At 68.0% G+C, this 16,784-nt stretch carries 27 protein-coding genes; 3 read left to right on the plus strand and 24 right to left on the minus strand.

What is annotated here, in order from left to right:
• Nucleotides 1-15: 15 nt before the first annotated feature.
• Genes RYH79_RS02810 through RYH79_RS02925 form a run of 24 tightly spaced genes read right to left on the minus strand, consistent with a single transcriptional unit; the run spans nucleotide 16 to nucleotide 12,972 of the window.
• Nucleotides 16-510: an uL15m family ribosomal protein gene (locus RYH79_RS02810; protein WP_370896014.1), complete on the minus strand. Its 495-nt coding sequence runs from the start codon at nucleotides 508-510 to the stop codon at nucleotides 16-18.
• Nucleotides 507-971 carry a 50S ribosomal protein L30 gene (gene rpmD, locus RYH79_RS02815; RefSeq protein ID WP_370896016.1) on the minus strand — a complete coding sequence of 155 codons (465 nt, stop codon included), beginning with the start codon at nucleotides 969-971 and terminating at the stop codon, nucleotides 507-509. Before rpmD ends, RYH79_RS02810 begins: the two co-directional genes overlap by 4 nt.
• Nucleotides 971-1,627 (minus strand): 30S ribosomal protein S5, encoded by a 657-nt coding sequence (locus RYH79_RS02820; RefSeq protein WP_370896018.1) that lies wholly within the window; start codon nucleotides 1,625-1,627, stop codon nucleotides 971-973. The genes rpmD and RYH79_RS02820 overlap by 1 nt, the downstream gene beginning before the upstream one ends.
• A 1-nt stretch (nucleotide 1,628) precedes the next feature.
• Nucleotides 1,629-2,186, minus strand: coding sequence for a 50S ribosomal protein L18 (locus tag RYH79_RS02825; protein WP_370896020.1), 558 nt, complete (start codon nucleotides 2,184-2,186; stop codon nucleotides 1,629-1,631).
• Nucleotides 2,186-2,647, minus strand: a complete 462-nt coding sequence (locus tag RYH79_RS02830; RefSeq protein ID WP_370896022.1) for a 50S ribosomal protein L19e — start codon at nucleotides 2,645-2,647, stop codon at nucleotides 2,186-2,188. Before RYH79_RS02830 ends, RYH79_RS02825 begins: the two co-directional genes overlap by 1 nt.
• Entirely contained in the window at nucleotides 2,640-3,359 is a 720-nt protein-coding gene (locus tag RYH79_RS02835; protein WP_370896024.1) for a 50S ribosomal protein L32e, read from the minus strand. The genes RYH79_RS02830 and RYH79_RS02835 overlap by 8 nt, the downstream gene beginning before the upstream one ends.
• Nucleotides 3,360-3,899 (minus strand): 50S ribosomal protein L6, encoded by a 540-nt coding sequence (locus tag RYH79_RS02840; protein ID WP_370896026.1) that lies wholly within the window; start codon nucleotides 3,897-3,899, stop codon nucleotides 3,360-3,362. It abuts the gene before it with no gap.
• A gap of 10 nt (nucleotides 3,900-3,909) precedes the next feature.
• A complete protein-coding gene (locus tag RYH79_RS02845) occupies nucleotides 3,910-4,302 on the minus strand; it encodes a 30S ribosomal protein S8 (protein WP_370896028.1) in 393 nt (130 codons plus the stop codon).
• Nucleotides 4,303-4,304: 2 nt separating this feature from the next.
• Nucleotides 4,305-4,499 carry a 30S ribosomal protein S14 gene (locus RYH79_RS02850; protein WP_370896030.1) on the minus strand — a complete coding sequence of 65 codons (195 nt, stop codon included), beginning with the start codon at nucleotides 4,497-4,499 and terminating at the stop codon, nucleotides 4,305-4,307.
• Entirely contained in the window at nucleotides 4,496-5,023 is a 528-nt protein-coding gene (locus RYH79_RS02855; RefSeq protein WP_370896032.1) for a 50S ribosomal protein L5, read from the minus strand. Before RYH79_RS02855 ends, RYH79_RS02850 begins: the two co-directional genes overlap by 4 nt.
• A 46-nt stretch (nucleotides 5,024-5,069) precedes the next feature.
• Nucleotides 5,070-5,768 carry a 30S ribosomal protein S4e gene (locus RYH79_RS02860; RefSeq protein ID WP_370896034.1) on the minus strand — a complete coding sequence of 233 codons (699 nt, stop codon included), beginning with the start codon at nucleotides 5,766-5,768 and terminating at the stop codon, nucleotides 5,070-5,072.
• 1 nt (nucleotide 5,769) lies between these two features.
• Nucleotides 5,770-6,132, minus strand: a complete 363-nt coding sequence (gene rplX, locus RYH79_RS02865) for a 50S ribosomal protein L24 (protein ID WP_370896036.1) — start codon at nucleotides 6,130-6,132, stop codon at nucleotides 5,770-5,772.
• Complete coding sequence (locus RYH79_RS02870) at nucleotides 6,129-6,527, minus strand: 50S ribosomal protein L14 (RefSeq protein WP_370896038.1); 399 nt, start codon at nucleotides 6,525-6,527, stop codon at nucleotides 6,129-6,131. Before RYH79_RS02870 ends, rplX begins: the two co-directional genes overlap by 4 nt.
• A gap of 46 nt (nucleotides 6,528-6,573) precedes the next feature.
• Nucleotides 6,574-6,900 carry a 30S ribosomal protein S17 gene (locus RYH79_RS02875; RefSeq protein WP_370896040.1) on the minus strand — a complete coding sequence of 109 codons (327 nt, stop codon included), beginning with the start codon at nucleotides 6,898-6,900 and terminating at the stop codon, nucleotides 6,574-6,576.
• Nucleotides 6,885-7,364: a ribonuclease P protein component 1 gene (locus tag RYH79_RS02880; RefSeq protein ID WP_370896042.1), complete on the minus strand. Its 480-nt coding sequence runs from the start codon at nucleotides 7,362-7,364 to the stop codon at nucleotides 6,885-6,887. The genes RYH79_RS02875 and RYH79_RS02880 overlap by 16 nt, the downstream gene beginning before the upstream one ends.
• 4 nt (nucleotides 7,365-7,368) lie before the next feature.
• Nucleotides 7,369-7,575: a 50S ribosomal protein L29 gene (rpmC, locus tag RYH79_RS02885; RefSeq protein WP_370896044.1), complete on the minus strand. Its 207-nt coding sequence runs from the start codon at nucleotides 7,573-7,575 to the stop codon at nucleotides 7,369-7,371.
• 2 nt (nucleotides 7,576-7,577) lie between these two features.
• Complete coding sequence (locus RYH79_RS02890) at nucleotides 7,578-8,501, minus strand: 30S ribosomal protein S3 (protein ID WP_370896046.1); 924 nt, start codon at nucleotides 8,499-8,501, stop codon at nucleotides 7,578-7,580.
• Nucleotides 8,501-8,962 carry a 50S ribosomal protein L22 gene (locus tag RYH79_RS02895; protein ID WP_370896048.1) on the minus strand — a complete coding sequence of 154 codons (462 nt, stop codon included), beginning with the start codon at nucleotides 8,960-8,962 and terminating at the stop codon, nucleotides 8,501-8,503. Before RYH79_RS02895 ends, RYH79_RS02890 begins: the two co-directional genes overlap by 1 nt.
• 4 nt (nucleotides 8,963-8,966) lie before the next feature.
• Nucleotides 8,967-9,389: a 30S ribosomal protein S19 gene (locus RYH79_RS02900; protein ID WP_370896050.1), complete on the minus strand. Its 423-nt coding sequence runs from the start codon at nucleotides 9,387-9,389 to the stop codon at nucleotides 8,967-8,969.
• A 3-nt stretch (nucleotides 9,390-9,392) separates the two neighbouring features.
• Entirely contained in the window at nucleotides 9,393-10,115 is a 723-nt protein-coding gene (locus tag RYH79_RS02905; RefSeq protein ID WP_370896052.1) for a 50S ribosomal protein L2, read from the minus strand.
• A 1-nt stretch (nucleotide 10,116) separates the two neighbouring features.
• Nucleotides 10,117-10,368, minus strand: coding sequence for a 50S ribosomal protein L23 (locus RYH79_RS02910; RefSeq protein ID WP_370896054.1), 252 nt, complete (start codon nucleotides 10,366-10,368; stop codon nucleotides 10,117-10,119).
• Nucleotides 10,365-11,111: a 50S ribosomal protein L4 gene (rpl4p, locus tag RYH79_RS02915; protein ID WP_370896056.1), complete on the minus strand. Its 747-nt coding sequence runs from the start codon at nucleotides 11,109-11,111 to the stop codon at nucleotides 10,365-10,367. Before rpl4p ends, RYH79_RS02910 begins: the two co-directional genes overlap by 4 nt.
• Entirely contained in the window at nucleotides 11,108-12,124 is a 1,017-nt protein-coding gene (locus RYH79_RS02920) for a 50S ribosomal protein L3 (protein WP_370896058.1), read from the minus strand. The genes rpl4p and RYH79_RS02920 overlap by 4 nt, the downstream gene beginning before the upstream one ends.
• Before the next feature lie 23 nt (nucleotides 12,125-12,147).
• Nucleotides 12,148-12,972 (minus strand): putative RNA uridine N3 methyltransferase, encoded by an 825-nt coding sequence (locus tag RYH79_RS02925; protein ID WP_370896060.1) that lies wholly within the window; start codon nucleotides 12,970-12,972, stop codon nucleotides 12,148-12,150.
• Nucleotides 12,973-13,316: 344 nt separating this feature from the next.
• Here RYH79_RS02925 and RYH79_RS02930 point away from each other — a divergent pair, with 344 nt between their 5' ends.
• The 3 genes from RYH79_RS02930 to nadA all read left to right on the plus strand — a co-directional run bounded on the left by RYH79_RS02930 (nucleotide 13,317) and on the right by nadA (nucleotide 16,783).
• Nucleotides 13,317-13,775 carry a hypothetical protein gene (locus RYH79_RS02930; protein ID WP_370896062.1) on the plus strand — a complete coding sequence of 153 codons (459 nt, stop codon included), beginning with the start codon at nucleotides 13,317-13,319 and terminating at the stop codon, nucleotides 13,773-13,775.
• Nucleotides 13,776-13,886: 111 nt separating this feature from the next.
• A complete protein-coding gene (locus RYH79_RS02935; protein ID WP_370896064.1) occupies nucleotides 13,887-15,446 on the plus strand; it encodes an amidohydrolase in 1,560 nt (519 codons plus the stop codon).
• Between the two features lie 203 nt (nucleotides 15,447-15,649).
• The gene (nadA, locus tag RYH79_RS02940) at nucleotides 15,650-16,783 is read left to right on the plus strand and encodes a quinolinate synthase NadA (protein ID WP_370900748.1); all 1,134 of its coding nucleotides are present in this window, start codon (nucleotides 15,650-15,652) and stop codon (nucleotides 16,781-16,783) included.
• Nucleotide 16,784: the final 1 nt, after the last annotated feature.

Below are 16,784 nucleotides of genomic sequence, written 5' to 3' on the forward strand. Positions count from 1 at the left end.
GACCGCGGGAGGCCGTCAGGCCTCGTCGTCTTCGCCGTCTTCGTCGTCCGCGTCGGCCTCTGCCTCCTCGGCGCGCTCCGTCAGCTCGACGGAGCCGCCGGCCTGTTCGATCTCCGCCCGCGCACCGGACGTGAACGCGTCGGCGGTGACGTGGAGTTCCTGCCGGGCCTCACCGTTGCCCAGCACCTTCACCACGTCCACCTCGTGGCCGTCCTCGGCCACGTCGCGGGCGTCCAGGTGGTAGGCACCGTCCGCCTGCTCGGCGACCCCCTCGGCCGCCAGCAGCGCGGCGTCCTCGTCCAGTTCCTGGACGGACACCTCCGCGACCACGTCCTGGGCCTTCTCCGGCGGGGAGAACCCGTGTTTCCCCAGGGGCGGGTGGTTGTGGTACTCGTGTTTGTCGCGGCCGGCCGCACCGCGACCGCCTCTGTGGCCGGCGCCACGGTTGTGCTTGTGCGAGCCGCCGCCGTGCGTGCGCGTCCCACGCTGGCGCTTCTTCTTGCTCGTCATCGCATGTCCTCCAGGAGTTCGTCGATCTCCTCGGTCGTGTGTCGACCCAACTGTCCGCCGTCGGTGACTGGCTGTTTGATCCCGTCGTGACCGCCACGCGGGGCGTGGAGCCGGAACACCGGCGCGAGGCCGGCCTCACGGAGCGTGGTCTCTTCGGCGACCAACGCCTCCGCCAGCGCGTCGGCGTCGTCGTACGCCGTCTCCGCCGCGATCCACTCGTCGTCGACGTCGGCGTCACCCTCGACGGGCTCGCCGCGGCGACGCAGCAACATCGCCACCGTCTCGGCGGACGGCTCGCCGAAGGCGACGTAGTCGTTCACCTTCGCCACCATCCCGTCGTAGCTGTCCCGCTCGGGGACGAGCGTCGCGTGGTTGACGGAGTGGAGGTTGAGCATGGCCAGGGTGTCGTGGATGTCGTCGGACATGTCGACCTCGCCGCGAAGCTGGACGATCGCCCGCATCACTCGCTCACCCCTTCGCGTGCCTCCCGTTGGACCCGGCGTGCGCGGTCCGGCGTCCGGGCCTGCGAGGCGCTCACCAGGGCGTTGAACGTGGCCTTCGCCAGGTTCACCGTCGTCCGGGTGTTGCCGTTCGAGGAGGTCCAGGCGTCTTCGACGCCCGCCAGATCGAGGATGTTGCGGACGGTCTCTGCGCCCGCAAGCCCGAGCCCCTGCGGGGCGGGCTTGATCTCCACCTCGACGGAGCCGGCCTTCCCCTCTGCCGTCCGGGTGAGGGAGTTGCGGCCGCCCGCGGAGTCTTCCCACGAGCCGGAGCCCCGGTCGACGCTGATGACCTGGAGCTTCGCCACGTCGATCGCCTTCTCGATGGCGCCGCCGACCTGGTCGTCCCGGGCCTCGGCGTAGCCGAGGTAGCCGTTGCGGTTGCCCACCGCGACGGCGACGCGGAACTTCACCCGCCGCCCGGAGTCGGTCATCCGCTGGACCATGTTGATGTCCAGCACCTCGTCGTCCATGTTCGGCAGCATCTGGTCGACGATCTCCGGCTCCTTCAGCGGGAGCCCCGTCGCCAGCGCCTCGTCCATCGAGGTCACGTCACCTGCCTGTACCTGTCGGCCGAGCCGCGTCTGCGGCGTCCAGCCGCTGTCGTTGGCGCTCATGTTACTCGAACTCCTCCGTCAGTGTTGCACGCACGTCGTCGAAGTGCTCGGGCAGGTCCGCCGCGTCGAACTCGCCGCTGTACAGCGGCTCGTCCAGCTGCTCGTCGTACTCGGCGATGTGCTCGCCACGGTTGCGTGGCCAGTCCGCCAGCACGTCCTCGTTGTGCGGGATCTGGAGTCCCGCGTCGATCGCGCCCTCCTGCACCGCGAACACCTTGTTGCCGGGCGTGGCCGTGTTGAGGCCGATGTCTAACACCGCCTCCTCCAGGCCAGCCGCGACGGCTCGCAGTCCCGCGAGGTACCCCGTCAGGTACGCGCTCGGCAGGTTCCCCGTTGGAGCCTCCCAGCCGTACTCCGACAGGTCCTCGCTGGACGCGGCCGCGTGTGTCTCGTCGCCCTCCGGACCGGGACTGACCAGCTGCGCCCTGACGTGTCGGTTGGAAACCCGCGCAACGAGACGCGGCTTCCCGGATTTCAACAGGCGCAACCTCTGGTGGTAGTCGGTCCGAACCTCGCGGCGACGCCGCATCGATACGTTGTATCGTGGTCCGGTTGCCATCAGTCGTCCTCCAGTGTTACGTCGTAGTTCTCCTCGACGTACGAATCGAGCCGGCGGACGTCTTCGAACTCGCCGCCGGACGCTTTGTCGTACAGTTCGCGGTACTGCGAGCTGTCGAGGGGGCCGTCGTCGCGCAGTTCACGCAGCCGTTCCCGCTGTGCCCGGATCCGTTGGATCCAGTCGTCGCGCTCGTCCTGGCGACCGCCTGCCTGCCCCTTCCGGGTGCCGGCGCCGGTGCCGTGGCCGTACGAGCGGGTCTCGGCGCGTTCGCGGGCACGACCCTGGGAGTTGGACTCGGCGTCCTCCGCCTGGATCGTCCCCTGCTCGATCTGTTCGCGGATGTCCTCGCGTGTGATCGCGTCCGCGAGCTCCGACTGTGCCTCCGGGTCGAGCCAGACGCGGTCGACACCGACGTCGAGCTCGTCGGCCGCGAGTCGCTTCTGTGCGCTGAGGTCAGTCATCGCCGTTCACCTCCACCTCGACGTACGTCGGGTTGAGCACGCGGATCTCCCGTTGCTCACACTCGTCTTCGATCCGTTCACGCTTCCGTCCGCCCACCTTCGAGGCGATTCGGACGGCCTCCGTGTCCGGGTCGACGCCTTCGAGATCGTCCGTGTTGTGGACCCGCACCTCCTCGAAGCCGCTGGGGTGGAGATCGCGCGACGCCGTCGGCGACCGGAAGCCGGCCTGGACGGTGTCGCCTTTCCCCTTCATCCCGCGGCGTTGCTTCGAGAGCGTGCCGCGCGGTCGCCGCCACGAGGTGGACACGCGCTTCTTCTTGTGGTGGTCCTGACGGTTGAACTTCGGCGTGTTCTCGCGGTGCTTCTGGGCGAGCGCACGCGCCGTCTCCGCGTCCAACTCCGGCGTCTTGTCCGCGTGACCCCGGGGACGCAGCTCCGTCTCGGCGTCCGTCTCCTCGTCGTCCGTCTCGACTTCCTCTTCGGTGTCGTCTTCGATCTCGGCTTCCGTCTCCTCGTCGACCTCGAGGCCGCCGACGTCCGCCTTGACCCGGGCCGCCAGCGCGTTGCCGACGCCGTCGACGTCCGCGAGCTCCGACTGGGCGGCCGCCTTCACGTCCTCGACGGACTCGTAGCCGGCCTCCCGCAGCGCCTCCGCCTTGGAGGCGCCGACACCGGAGATGTCTTCGAGGGCCTCGATCTCGTCGTCCGCCATCTAGGCACCTCCACGGGGCTTGTTCGTGATGTAGACCCCGTCCTGGAACACCCGTTCGTCCTTCTCCGTGACTCGGGTGAGCTGTTCGACGTTCGCTGCCGTCTGGCCGACATCCTCCTTCGAGGGGCCAGAGAGCGTGATCTCCTCGCCGTCGATCTCCACCTCGGTGTCGCCGAGCACGTCCGCCCGCCGCGGCGCGCGCTCGCCCAGGAAGTTCTCGATGACGATCTCGCCGCTCTCTTCGGCCACGTCCATCGGGAAGTGCGCGTAGAACACCTCCATCTCGTAGGTCCACCCCTCGGTGACCCCGTGTACCATGTTGTGGATGTGGCTCTCGAAGGTGCCGACCGTGGCCTCCGTCTGGCGGTCGGCGTCGTCCGGTCGCTCGATCGTGACGGTGTCCCCGTCTGCGAGGACGGTCACGTCCGGGTACCAGAGCTGCCGCGTGACGGAGCCTTCCGGCCCTTCCAGGGTCAGGTCGAGGTGGTCGACCTCGGCCGTCGCCTCGTCTGGGATCTGAATGGTTGTCTGTCGTGTCATGTCTGTGTTGTCAGTAGACGTACGCGAGCAGTTGGCCACCGACGCCCGCCTCTCGGGCCTCGTAGTGGCTCATCACGCCGTGTGACGTGGTGACGATCAGTGCTCCGTAGTCGCGGGCGGGGAGGTAGCGCTTCTCCCACTTCTCGAACTCGTCTGCCCCCGCCGAGTAGCGGGGCTTGACGACGCCACACTCGTTGATCGCGCCCTTCAGTTCGACCTCGAACTTGCCGGCCCTACCGTCTTCCACGTACTCGAAGCCGTCGACGTAGCCGCCGTCGTACAGCACCTCCAGTACGGAGCCGACCGTGTTCGAGGCGGGCTGGACCGTGTACGCCAGGTTGCCGACGTTCTCCGCGTTGTCGATTCCCGCGAGCGCGTCGGCGAGTGGATCATTGCCTGCCATCGTTATCGGTACTTCCGGAACCCCATCGATCGAGCGACCTCGCGGAAACACTGCCGGCAGAGGTTGATGTCGTACTTCCCGACCAGCCCCTGCTTGCGGTTACACCGCCGGCACGCGACGTTGTCGTCGGTGCGCTTCGAGGCCTGCTCGCCCGTTGGCGTCTCCTGTGTGTCTGTCTCCGTGTCTGTCTCGCTCATCTGTCGACCTCCACGTCGAACTCGCGTTCGAGATACGCGACCGCGTCCTCGACGCTCATGCGGTGGTCGTTCGGGATCGAACGGGTGCGTGCGTCACGCTTGGCCACCCGGTAGCCCGGGCGCGTCAGCGTCACGGTCACGTCCAGCCCGTAGATCCCGACGTTCGGGTCGTACTCCTGGCTCGGGAACTCCGTGTGTTCCTCGACGCCGAAGCTCACGTTGCCCACGTTGTCGAACTGCGAGATCGACAGGTCCGAGAGCGGGAGCGCCGTCCCGAGGAACGCCGTGGCGTCGTTGCCACGCAGCGTCACCTTCGCGCCGATCGGGTCGCCCGGCCGGATGTTGAACTCGCCGATGGCCTTCTCGGCCTGGGTCCGGACGGACTCCTGGCCCGTGATCTCCTCGAGGATGTCCTCGGCGTCCGCGAGCTCGCGGCCACCGCGGCCGACACCCATGTGGACGACGACCTTCTCGACGGTCGGCTTCCGCATCGGGTGGAACCCGGCGTCTTCACTCTCGGACATCACTTCTCACCTCCTGAAGACTTCGTCTTCCGTGGATCGGAGTTCATCACTCCTCACCTCCTTCGGTGAAGTTCTCGTCGATCACGACGACGTAGTCGGCGATCGTCTCGAAGCCACCGTCCGCCTGCGTGACAACGACCGCGTTGTCCCCGGAGCCCGGGGTGACGCGGATCTCCTCGATCTCGCCGATCTCGCCGGCGTGTCCGCCGTCGACGGCGGTCACGAGCGCCCCCTCCTCGTACGGGAAGTGGGCGACGATCTCCTTCGTCTCGTTGTCGACCACGAGCGAGTCCCCGCCGGCGTAGCTGTCGTCCGCCCGCAGCGTCGTGCCGTCGTGGAGCGTGTACTGGAACGCCCCGCCGGCCACCTGCTGCTTGCCGACGACCTTCCCCAGCCGGGAGGCCGCCGCGTCCTCGTCGATGGGGGTCAGCGACAGCCGACCGCCCTCCGACGGGAACACGCGGTAGTACTCGTCTCGCTCGGTGAACGCGAGGATGTCGAACATCCCCACCGGACGGTCCTCGGCGACGTTGCCGTCACCGTTGACCAACACGCTGCCGCCCTCTAGGGCGTAGCGTGCCTCCTTCCGGCTGTCGACGTACCCCAGCACGTCCCGCAGGACGATCAACAGGGGCACACCCGTCTCGCCGTGTGGACCGGCGTCCGCCTTCACCGTGAACGTCTCCTCCTTCCGTTCGACCGGCCACGAGTCCGGGGCCGAGAGTCGTTTCTGGTGGTTGCTCATCTTACGCAGCCTCCTCGTCGGACTCCAGACGTGCCTCGCGGCGGTCGTCCTCTAAGTCGAGCTCCGTCACGCGGAGGTTCGAAGCGTCCAGCGGACGCGGCACCTCCTCGCCGTCTGCACTCTCGACGGTGACGTCCTCGACGTGGACGACCGCTTCCCGCAGGTCCACGCGCACGACCTCTTCCTCCTCGCCGGCGTGGTCACCGCGCATCACTTCGACGGTGTCGCCGACGTTGACGCGGACGTTCCGCTGGTCGTACTCCTCTCGGAGCTCCGCCGAGAGGGTCGCGCGAACCTGGGTCTGCCGCTCGTGGAGCGGCGCGTCCCGTGTCTGGGTCCGTTGCTTGTGTGGTTGCTCGGTCATACGATCTGTGTCGCGGTGCTGGCGATGCTCCCGAAGCGCTCGGCGACCTCACGCGCGATGGGACCCTTGATCTCCGTCCCGCGCGGCTCCTCCGCGTCGTCGACGACGACTGCGGCGTTGTCCGCGAACTTCACGCGCGTGCCGCTGGGACGGCGGATCGGCTTCCGCTGCCGGACGACCACCGCCTCCAGCACCTGGCGGCGCATCTCCGGGGTCCCCTTGGTGACCGAGACGGTCACCTTGGCGCCGACGCCGGCCTTGGGGTGTCTGTTCTTCGTGCCGCCGTAGCCCGAGACGCTGATCACCTTCAGCTCGCGTGCGCCAGTGTTGTCGGCACACGTGATCAGCGATCCCTTCTCCAGACCCTGCGTCACGTCCGCCTTCAGGGCCTGCATCAGTCGTCACCTCCTGAGGACACGGTCTCCTGTGGGTCGGAGCACATCACTCCTCACCTCCGACCGTCTCGACGACGACGTGTGACTTCGTCTTCGAGAGGGGTCGTGTCTCGGCGATCCGCACCTCCTCGCCCTCCTCGACGTCGAGGCAGGGCGGGTGGTGTGCGGACACGCGGCTCCGTCGCTTCATGTAGCGGTCGTACTTCGGGACGTACACGTCGTACTCCCGTTCGACCACTACGGTCTTCGTCATATCTGTGGAGGCGACCTCCCCTTCGAGCGTCTGTCCGCGCACGCTGAGCGTGCCGTGGAACGGACAGTTCTCGTCGGAGCACGTCGTCTCCGGATCTGTTACGTTCAGTCCGATTGCCATGTCGAATCACCTGCACGTTCCGTGCGGAAGGCGGGTCGTGAGAGCAGTCGTCTCCCATCCACCGTAACGTAGACCACGTCCTCGCAGCCGCCAGACTTCTCGGCTGGCCGGGCCGACCCCGTGCCGAGAGTTTCCCACGGAAGTTCGAACGCGGACCCCGACCCCTTGCGGCGGTCGGCGGCTTCATCTGTGAGACCGCTCGCCGGCGGAACTGTCGCCCCGCCGGCCGTCTCGTCTGCCACACTGGAACTGTCTGCCGGGAGCCCGAACAGGAACTGTGTGTCCCCCTTCGGCACCCGGCGGTCGCGGACACCCGAGGCTGTCGGCCCGCGGACCACGAGGGTCCGCTCCGTCTCGGCCGCGACACGGCCCTCGATCCCGACGAGGTCGGGGTTGGGGGCGTCGACCACCCGTACCGGGAGGCCGACGAGTTCGTGTCGTGTCAGTGTCTCGGGTGTCGGCATTGTGTTACTCTACGTCGCCTTCCTCGCGCTGGATCGTCTTGATCCGCGCGATCGTTCGCTTCAGCTCACCGTACCGACCGGGGTTCTCCGGCGCACCACCGGCCGCCTGAACCGCCTTCGCGTTGAGGAGCTCCGTCTCCAGATCCTCGAGCTCCTGCTGGCGTTCCGCCGCCGTCATGTCGCGGATCTCCTCGGTGTGGAGGATCGCCATCGTCACTCACCCCCCTCGTCTTCGTCGCCTTCGGACGCCTCTTCCATCTCGCCGACGAGGTCGGCCGCCTCGCTCTCGACTTCCTCGTCGAGGTCGTCCAGTTCCTCGTCGATCTCCTCTTCGTCGCCGCCGGGGACGTCGACGGCCTCCTCTTCGCCGGGGAGCTCCGTCTCCTCGACGACCTCCTCGACGACCTCCTCGGAGACGGCGTCGTCCGGCTCCTCGTCGGTGTCGACGTCCGCCGGTTCGGCCTCGGGCACCTCGTCGGGCTCCTCCAGGAGCGACTCGACGCCCTCGTCTTCGACCTGTTGTTCGACCTCGGGGGCCTCGGCGTCCTCGCTGACCTCGAAGTCGTCCGGCAGCTTCGCCTCCGGCGGGATGATCTTCACCGTCACGCCGATGGTGCCGAGCTGCATCACGGCGACGCCCTGGCCGTCGTCGACCACGTCGTTCGCCGGCTCGCCGTTGTGCTTGATGTAGCCGCGGTTGAACTTCTCGACGCGCGAACGAGCGCCCGTCACCTTCCCGGAGAGGACGATCTCGGCGCCCAGCGCGCCCGCGTCCATGATCCGGTCGATCGTCGTGTGGCCGGCCCGCCGGAAGTACCAGCCCCGTTCGAGGGCGTTGGCGAGCTTGTCGGCGACGACCCGGGCGTTGAGGTCCGGCTCGTCGACCTCCTGCACGTCGATCTGCGGATCGTCCATGTCGAACCGATCTTCCAGCTCCGTGGTGATCTTCCGGATGTTCTTCCCACCCTTGCCGATCACCATCCCGGGCTTCTCCGCCTTCAGGACGATCTGTGTCCCCATCGGCGTCTTGGCGACGTCCATGCCGCCGTAGCCCGCTCGACCGAGCTCTTCTTCGAAGAACTCGTCGATCTGCGTGCGCTGGAGCCCGTCCTCGATGAACGCCTGTTCGTCCGCCATCAGTTCTCGACCTCCTCGATGATCATCTCTACGTCCACCTCGGGTGTGTTGTGCGGACTCGCCCGCCCCATCGCACGGGGCTGCTGGCTCGTCTGTTCACCCACCTTGTGGGGTGCGGTGTGTTTGATCTCCATCGCGTCGGCGTCGAACCCCTGACGGTCGGCGTTGTTGGAGACGTTCTCCAACAGCTTCAGGAAGTCCTCGGCGGCCTTCTCCGGGTACCGACCCGCGTCCCAGCCGTCGATGTCCCCCCGGTGGCCGACACCGGAGTTGTGCTGCCGGAACGGCACCGACTGTTCTTCCGCGATCACGGCCTCCAGGTACGCCTTCGCGTCGGCGACCGTCTCGCCGCGGAGCTCGCGGGCGATGGCCTTGCTGTGCTTCAGACTGATGTTGCGGTCTCGGAGCATCCCCTTCGCGGTGGTGTCCGGGTCCGCCTCGACGCTGTAGCTGATTCCCATGGTGTCACTTCAGGGGCACGAACTTCGAGGACCGGGTCGCGCCGATGCCGGCCTGTCCGTGTTCGACGGACGTGCGGGTCAACTGGAACTCCCCGAGGTAGTGGCCGATCATCTCCGGCTCCACCTCGACGCGCTCGAACGACTGACCGGTGTACACCGCGAACGTCAGTCCGACGAACTCCGGGACGATCGGCATGTCCCGGAGGTGCGTCCGGATCGGGTCGTTCGCGGTCTCCTCCTCGCCGGCCTCGCGGGCCTGTTCGAGCAGCTTCTGTTGTTCCGTGTCCAGCCCCCGCTGGATGCTTCGCCGCGCGCGTGCGGGCAGCAGTTCCGTCACCTCGTCGAGATCCATCTCGTCGAGCTCGTCGAGCGTGTGGCCGCGGTAGGTGAACTCACCCTCGCGGCCGGTTCTGTACTCTGTCGACATGTGTTACGAGTCCCTCCCGGTTCCGGTTCGTTTCGAGGCGATGTCGCCCACCTTCCGTCCCGGCGGAGCGTCCCGCGAGATGGACTTGGGCTTGCCGGGGTGCTGGCGCCCCCCGCCGCCGAACGGGTGGTCGATGGCGTTCATCGCCACGCCGCGGACACGCGGGTACTTCGTCCCACGTGCCTTCATCTTGTGGTGTTTGTTGCCGGCCTTCACGAACGGCTTCTCCGTCCGGCCGCCGGCGGCGACCACGCCGATCGTGGCCTGGCAGTCCGGGTTCAGCCGCTTGACCTCGTCGCTGGGCAGCTGGACGACCGTCACGTTGCGGTCGTGGGTCAGCAGTGTCGCCGACACGCCCGACGCACGGGCGAACTTCCCGCCGTCGCCCGGCTTCGACTCCACGTTGCAGACGGGGACCCCCTCCGGGATCTCCGCCAACGGCAGCGTGTTGCCCGGCTCGATCTCCGCCGAGACGCCGATCTGGATCTCCTGGCCGGTCGTGATCCCCTCCGGGGCGAGCACGAGGCGGCGGTCGCCGTCCTCGAACTCCACGTCCGCCAGCGGTGCTGACCGCGCCGGGTCGTGTTCGATCCCGACGACCTCACCGGTCACCGTGTCGTCGTCCTCGACGGTCTTGTGCTGTTTGTCCGACTTGTAGCGGTGCGACGGGGCTCGGAACGTCGAGCCGCCGCGACCACGTCGTTGTCCTTGGATTCGTGCGCCCATGTCAGAACACCCCGATTCTGGAGGCGACGTCCTGTGCGTCGTCCTCCTCCGAGAGCCGCAGGGTCGCCTTCTTTCGACCCTGTGGCGTCACCTGCGTGTTTACGCTCGTCACCGCCACCTCGAACCGCGACTCCACTTCCTCGCGGATCTCCGGCTTCGTCGCGTCCGAGTCGACGACGAACTGGAGCTTGTTGGCGAAGTCCATCTCGTCCATCGCCTTCTCCGTCACGAGCGGGTGGTGAACGACACTCATCGGTCACTCACCTCCGCCAGCGCGGACTCCGTGAACAACGTCAGCCGACCGGGGTGGGTGCCGGGAGCGAGATCCTCGGCGTTCACCTCGGCGGCGGTCGTCACGTCCACGCCCGCCAGGTTGCGAGCCGCACGCGACGGCTCCTCGCTCGTCACGAACAGGACCGAGACGGGTTCTCTGTACTTCCGGCCACGGGTCGACCCCTGACCGGCCTTGATCTTGCGGCCGTCGTCGGCCCGCTCGACGTCCGCGTACACGCCGAGCGACTCCAGGAGGTCGGCGACCTCCCGGGTCTTGACGAGGTCCTCGAACTCGTCGGTGACGACGAGCGGAACCTCCAGGTCGTCGTCGAACTCGTGGCCGCGGTCGGCGACGAGTTCGGCGTCGGTCGTCGCCGCCAGCGCCGACCGAACTGCGAGCTTCCGTTCTTTGTCGTTGATCTGTTTGCCCTGGTCCTTGTCGGCCTTCGGCGGGTGGGCCTTCCGCCCGGAGACGGTCTGGGGCACGCGCCGCCCCTGCCCGTTCTCCCGGGGGACGTGGGCCATCCCGCGGCCCGAACCCTGGGACTCCGCCGGCGTCCGCATGCCGGCGAACTCGTCTACGCCGTAAGCCTGCTTCCGGTTCGCCTGCGCGGCGAGCACGGCCCGCCGGATCACGTCCGGGCGGAACGTCGTGTCGAACACGGCCGGGAGCTCCGTCTCCCCGCTCGCTTCGCCGTCCAGGTCGTACACTGTCGTCGTCATCCTTGGTTAGACTCCGTGGACACGTACCGCACCTCGGGGTCGAGACGCGGCTGGTCGTTCGGTCGGACCGCCGGACGGAAGCGGAGGAGCCGCTTCTCCGGACCGGGCAGCGAACCCTTCACGAGGGCGTACCGCCCGTCGACCTCGCCGTAGTTGACGAAGCCGCCGTCGACGGAGGCGTCGTCCCCCTCGCCGAAGTCCAGCAGTCGCTTGTTCAGTTCCGTCCGCTGGTGGTAGCCGGTCTGCCCCTGCTGGGGCACCGTCGACCGGACCCGGGAGGGGTTCCACGGACCGAGGTTGCCGATCCGGCGCCGCCACCCCTGGCGGGCGTGCTTCCCCTTCCGCTTCTGGACGCCCCAACGCTTGACGGGGCCCTGAGTTCCCTTCCCCTTCGTGATCCCGGCGGTGTCGAGGTACTCCCCCGCCCGGAACACGTCACCGAAGGTGTGGCTGCCGCCACCCTCGACCAGGTCGAGGGCGTACTCCAGCCGATCCTCGATACTGCCGCCGCCGACGCGCGTCTCCATCACGTCCGGCTCCTTCTTCGGGACGTTCGACAGCGTCGCCGGCTGCGTGTGGGTGATGAACCGCAGGTCGTCGACCGTGCCGTCGTCGACGAGCTCCCGCAGCTCCGCGGCGTCCGGCTCGAAGGTGTCCTCGTTCGGGAGGTCGAGTGTGCGGTCCAGTTCGCTGTGGAACTCACTCGTCCACACCTCCGTCAGCGGTTTCTTTCCGTACGACGTTTCCTCGTAGGCTCTGACTGCGACCGCGCGCATCTCCGGGACCTCCACGACGGTGACCGGTACGGACTCCTCCATCCCCTGTCGGGCGGAGTCGTCCTCGTCGTTCACCATCACGACGTGGGTCATCCCTGCCTTGTAGCCCGCGAAGCCCTGCACTCCGGCGGCCCCGTCGTCGTCGGGCCACGAGCGGAGGCGCGGGACTTCGCTGGCCGAGCGCGTGCGCGGGCCGAAGCCCGTCGAGCCCTTGCGTGGTCTGCTTGGTTGTGGCATGTTGTTGTGTTCGCGGCGTTCGATCACGGGGGCAGCGAGAGGGCGCTCAGCGAGGCGAACATCGCCTCCTCCGTGCGCACCACCTCGCTGCCCTGGTTCGGAACCGTGTTCAGCCAGCGGTCGAACCGCGTGTCTGCGGGGTCGACCGCCGCGTCCTCGGGGTACCCGAGGATCGACGGCAGCCCCCTGGCCGGGGCGCCGAACGCGACGGCGACGCGGTCCGCGTCGCGCAGCCGGGCCGTGACCACCTCTAACTCCGTCACGGAGAGGGTGTCCCCGTGACGGGAGGCGGCGACCGACACGTCGGCGTCGGCGAGGGCGTCCGCGAGGTCCGCACGCTCGACGGCCGGCGACGGTGTGTCGCCGTCCGCCAGCTTCGCGCGGACCGGCTCTCTCGAAGAGACCCTGACGGTGACGCGCTCTCCCTCCGAAGGCACCTCGTCTGGAGGCGCCCGCAGGGAGATCGGGTGTTGCGTTCCGCAATTGACCCGGACGCGGCCTTCAGGTCCGACCTCGGTCACGATTCCGTCTCGTAGCTCCGACCCGTCCGGGCCGGAGGTGTCTGGCAGCAGGGGCGGGAGCACGCCGACGTGTTGGAGCTCCTCGCGGCGGTCCCACGCCTCGCGTCTGAGGTAGGGTGCGGTCGCCGCGTACGCCAACACCGTGTAGACGAACTCCTCGCCCCTGTCTGTCTCGCCTTCCCCGTCGGGGAAGACGGCCAACCGGTCCGCCCGGAAGACCGTCGCCGCGCGGGCGACGTAGCCGAGCTTTCGCGTGGCCTCGCGGCCGTCCTCGGCCTCCCGGACGAGCGACGACGGCACGAGCACGTCGAGTCCCGTCCCGTTCATTGTCGCTTCACCGGACTGTGTCCGTACTGTTCCCTCGCAGCTTAAAAGGACTCCGGATCGGTCTGCGCCCGAGACGGCTTGTCACACCCGTTGTCGGTGGCGTCCGGCGGTGGAGCGAACACCGCCCGTCGGTTCGTTGTCGACTGTGGCCGCCGCCGGTGGTCGTCACCCGCCCGGCGCGCCCACGGCGGCGCGAGACGAGAGCCCAGCAGTTCTCCAGCCGTGCTGTGGCCGACCCGGAGATCTCTACTGTCGCCCTCGTAGACAGTCGCTGACAGTCGCCACGCTCTCGTTTCTCCGTAAATGAGTAGTTTTATCTGTAGAGTGAGTAATCTGCAACTGCAATGTTCGATACCACATCCCTCGAGAGAGGAATCGTCGCCTTCTGGACGCTGTGGACTGGCATCGTGTTCTCCACCAACTTCTTCGACGGGCTGAAAGCCCTCGGCGTGCTCGGGGACGGCTGGTCGTACGCCTCGGGGAACTGGGGGTACATGCTCGACGTCACGTCCGTCCACGGGACGCCGACCGTGGTCGTCGGGGTGTTGTTCGTCGGCGTACTCGTCTGGGAACTCCTCTCGACCGTGTTGTTCGCCCGGGCGTACACTGCCGTCGAAGAGCTCGGTGACGAACAGACCGGACCGAACCCGGTGACCGTGGCGTTCTTCGTCTCACTGGCGTTGTGGGCGGCGTTCATGCTCGCCTCCGAGATCTTCGTCGCGTACGGCGCCGAGGCGACCCACCGCCGGATCTTCACCTCACAGCTGCTGTCGTTGGTCGCACTCTTCTGGCTCCCCGACTGAGGCGACACGACGGTGTCGGGCCCACGGTGACTCGACCGAGAACACCCCCCGAGGCCGGCGAACGGGGACAGGAACTGATATTTAAAGTCGGGAGCCGTCAGACAGGCTACCGTGACAGACGCCGCAGATCTCGTGATCTCGGACGGGGTGGTCCACACGCTCGACGAGCCAGACGAGGTGTACGAGGCGGTCGCCGTCCGCGACGGCACAGTCGTCCGTCTGGGGTCGACACACGACGTGGAGTTCCTCGCCGGCCCGGAGACGGAGCGGATCGACCTGGAGGGGCGCGTGCTCCTCCCGGGGTTCGTCGACGCACACACCCACCTGACCAACGCCGGGCGTAGCCTGGTCCACGCCGACCTCTCTCCGGCCGGGTCCGCCGACGAGGCGGTCGACCTGCTGGCCCGGCGAGCCGCGGAGACGGCCGACGGAGCCAGCGCGGCCGACGCCGGCGACCCCGCCGAGTACGTCCTCGGGTTCGGCTACGACGAGAGCACCTGGCCCGAGGGGGAGTACCTCACCGCCGCACAGTTGGACTCCGTCGGCGACGACCGCCCGGTCGTCGCCTTCCGCGAGGACATGCACGTCGCCTCCGTCGACAGTGTCGCGCTGGAGCGCCACCGCGACGACATGCCGGACGACGATGTCCAGACCACCGACGGTGAGCCGACGGGTGTCGTCGTCGAGGAGGCGGTCGACCCACTGTACGAGGCCGTCGAGCCGGACCCCGGCGACACCCGCGAACTGATCGAGGCCGCACAGGCGGCCGCTGCCAGTCGAGGCGTCACCGGTGTCCACGACATGGTTCGGCGTTCACACGCGCCCGGAGTGTACCGCGAGATGGCCGCCACGGACGACCTCGACGTGCGGGTCCGGCTCAACTACTGGACGGACCACCTCGACGCCCTGATCGAGACCGGCGCGCGGACGAACCACGGGAGCGAGATGGTCCAGACCGGCGCGGTCAAGACGTACACGGACGGCTCCTTCGGCGGCCGGACGGCGAAGCTGTCGGAGCCGTACGCCGACGGCGACGGGACCGGACAGTGGGTCGTCGACCCGGCGGAGCTGCGCGAACACGTCCGGCGCGCGACGGCTCACGGCTTCCAGTTCACCGCCCACGCCATCGGTGACGAGGCCGTCCGGGCGGTCGTGGAGGCGTACGAGACACACGGCGACCCGGACGCCCGCCACCGGATCGAACACGTCGAACTGGTCGACGACGACCTGCTCGACCGGATGGCCGACGCCGGGATCGTCGCGTCCGTCCAACCGAACTTCCTGAAGTGGGCCGGCGAGGACGGACTGTACGACGCCCGGCTGGGCGACCGACGCACCCGGACGAACCGCCTGGCCGACTACCGTGACCACGACGTTCGGCTCGCCTTCGGCAGCGACTGTATGCCGCTCGACCCCCTGCTCGGCGTCCACCACGCCGTGAACGCCCCCGCCGAGCGCCAACGACTCGGCGTCACCGACGCGCTGCGGGCGTACACCGGCGGCGCGGCGTACGCCGGCTTCGACGAGGACCGTCTCGGGACGCTCGCGCCCGGCAAGCGCGCCGACTTCGTCGTCCTCGCCGACTCTCCGTGGGAGAACCCGGACGCGATCCGGGAGATCGACGTGGCCGCGACGCTCGTCGACGGCCGACTCACTCACGACGACCTGTAGCCGACTCCCGACGACTCCGGAGCCCTCCGGAGTCGGACCACGAATCTTCTCCACACGAGCTGTTCGATGGAAAACTGCCGCGCTAGCCGACTGAAGGTCACTATCTGTCTACAACTGCGGGTCGTCAGAGTACTGTTCTCTGAGAAACGGGTATCGAAGAGAAATCTTCTTCAATGCTCCGGATCGAACAGTCAGTGAACACAATGCCTCGGATGGAGACGGCAGACATCGAGACGGACCTGAGTCTGTTCAAGTACGACAACTTAGAGCAGTTGCCGGCCCACTACCGGGAGCTGTCGGAGCCCGAACGGACCGAACGAATCGAGTCGGCGCTGTCGACGCTGGGTGACGACGTGGTGATCCTGGGTCACAACTACCAGCGCCGAGAGATCGTCGAGCACGCGGACTTCGTCGGCGACTCCTACCAGCTGTCGAAGCAGGCCGCCGAGTCGGACGCGGAGTACGTCGTCTTCGGCGGGGTGACGTTCATGGCGGAGTCGGCGGACATCATCACGGACGACGACCAGACCGTCCTGCTGCCGTCGATGGAGGCGTCGTGTCCGATGGCGGGGATGGCGGAGGCGCTACAGGTCGACGCGGCGTGGGCGGAGATCACCGAGGCGGCGGGCGACAGGGAGATCACACCCGTCACCTACATGAACAGCTACGCGGACCTGAAGGCGTTCTGTGCCGAGCAAGGGGGGCTCGTCTGTACCTCCTCGAACGCGGCCGACGCCTTCGAGTGGGCGTTCGAACGGGGTGACGCCGTCCTGTTCCTCCCGGACAAACACCTCGGGACGAACACCGCCTACGAACTCGGGATGGAGGACAGCGTTGTGGAGTGGGACCCGTGGGACCCCGAGGGCAAGGACGTAGAGGAGGTCGCCGACGCGGAGATCGTCCTCTGGGACGGCTACTGTCAGGTTCACGAACGGTTCCGCGAGAGCCACGTCACGGAGCTGCGCGAGCGACGGCCGGACGCCAACGTCGTCGTCCACCCGGAGTGTCGCCGCGAAGTCGTGGAGGCGGCGGACGTGGTCGGGTCGACGGCCACGATCACGGAGGTCGTCGAGACGGCCGACCCCGGCGACACCTGGGCCATCGGGACCGAGATCCACCTCGCCAACCACCTCGACCGGTGGAACCCGGAGGTGGAGGTGTTGCCGTTGTGTGGCGACGCCTGTATGGACTGTAACGCCATGCGCCAGATCGACCCGAACTACCTCTCGTGGATCCTCGACGGGCTCGTCGAGGGGGAAGAACGGAACGTCGTCTCCGTCCCGCCCCGCGAGAAGGAACTGGCGGGTGTCGCAACCGAACGGATGCTGGAGCTGTGAC

Source organism: Halobaculum sp. MBLA0143 (assembly GCF_041361465.1).
GTDB lineage: Archaea > Halobacteriota > Halobacteria > Halobacteriales > Haloferacaceae > JAHENP01.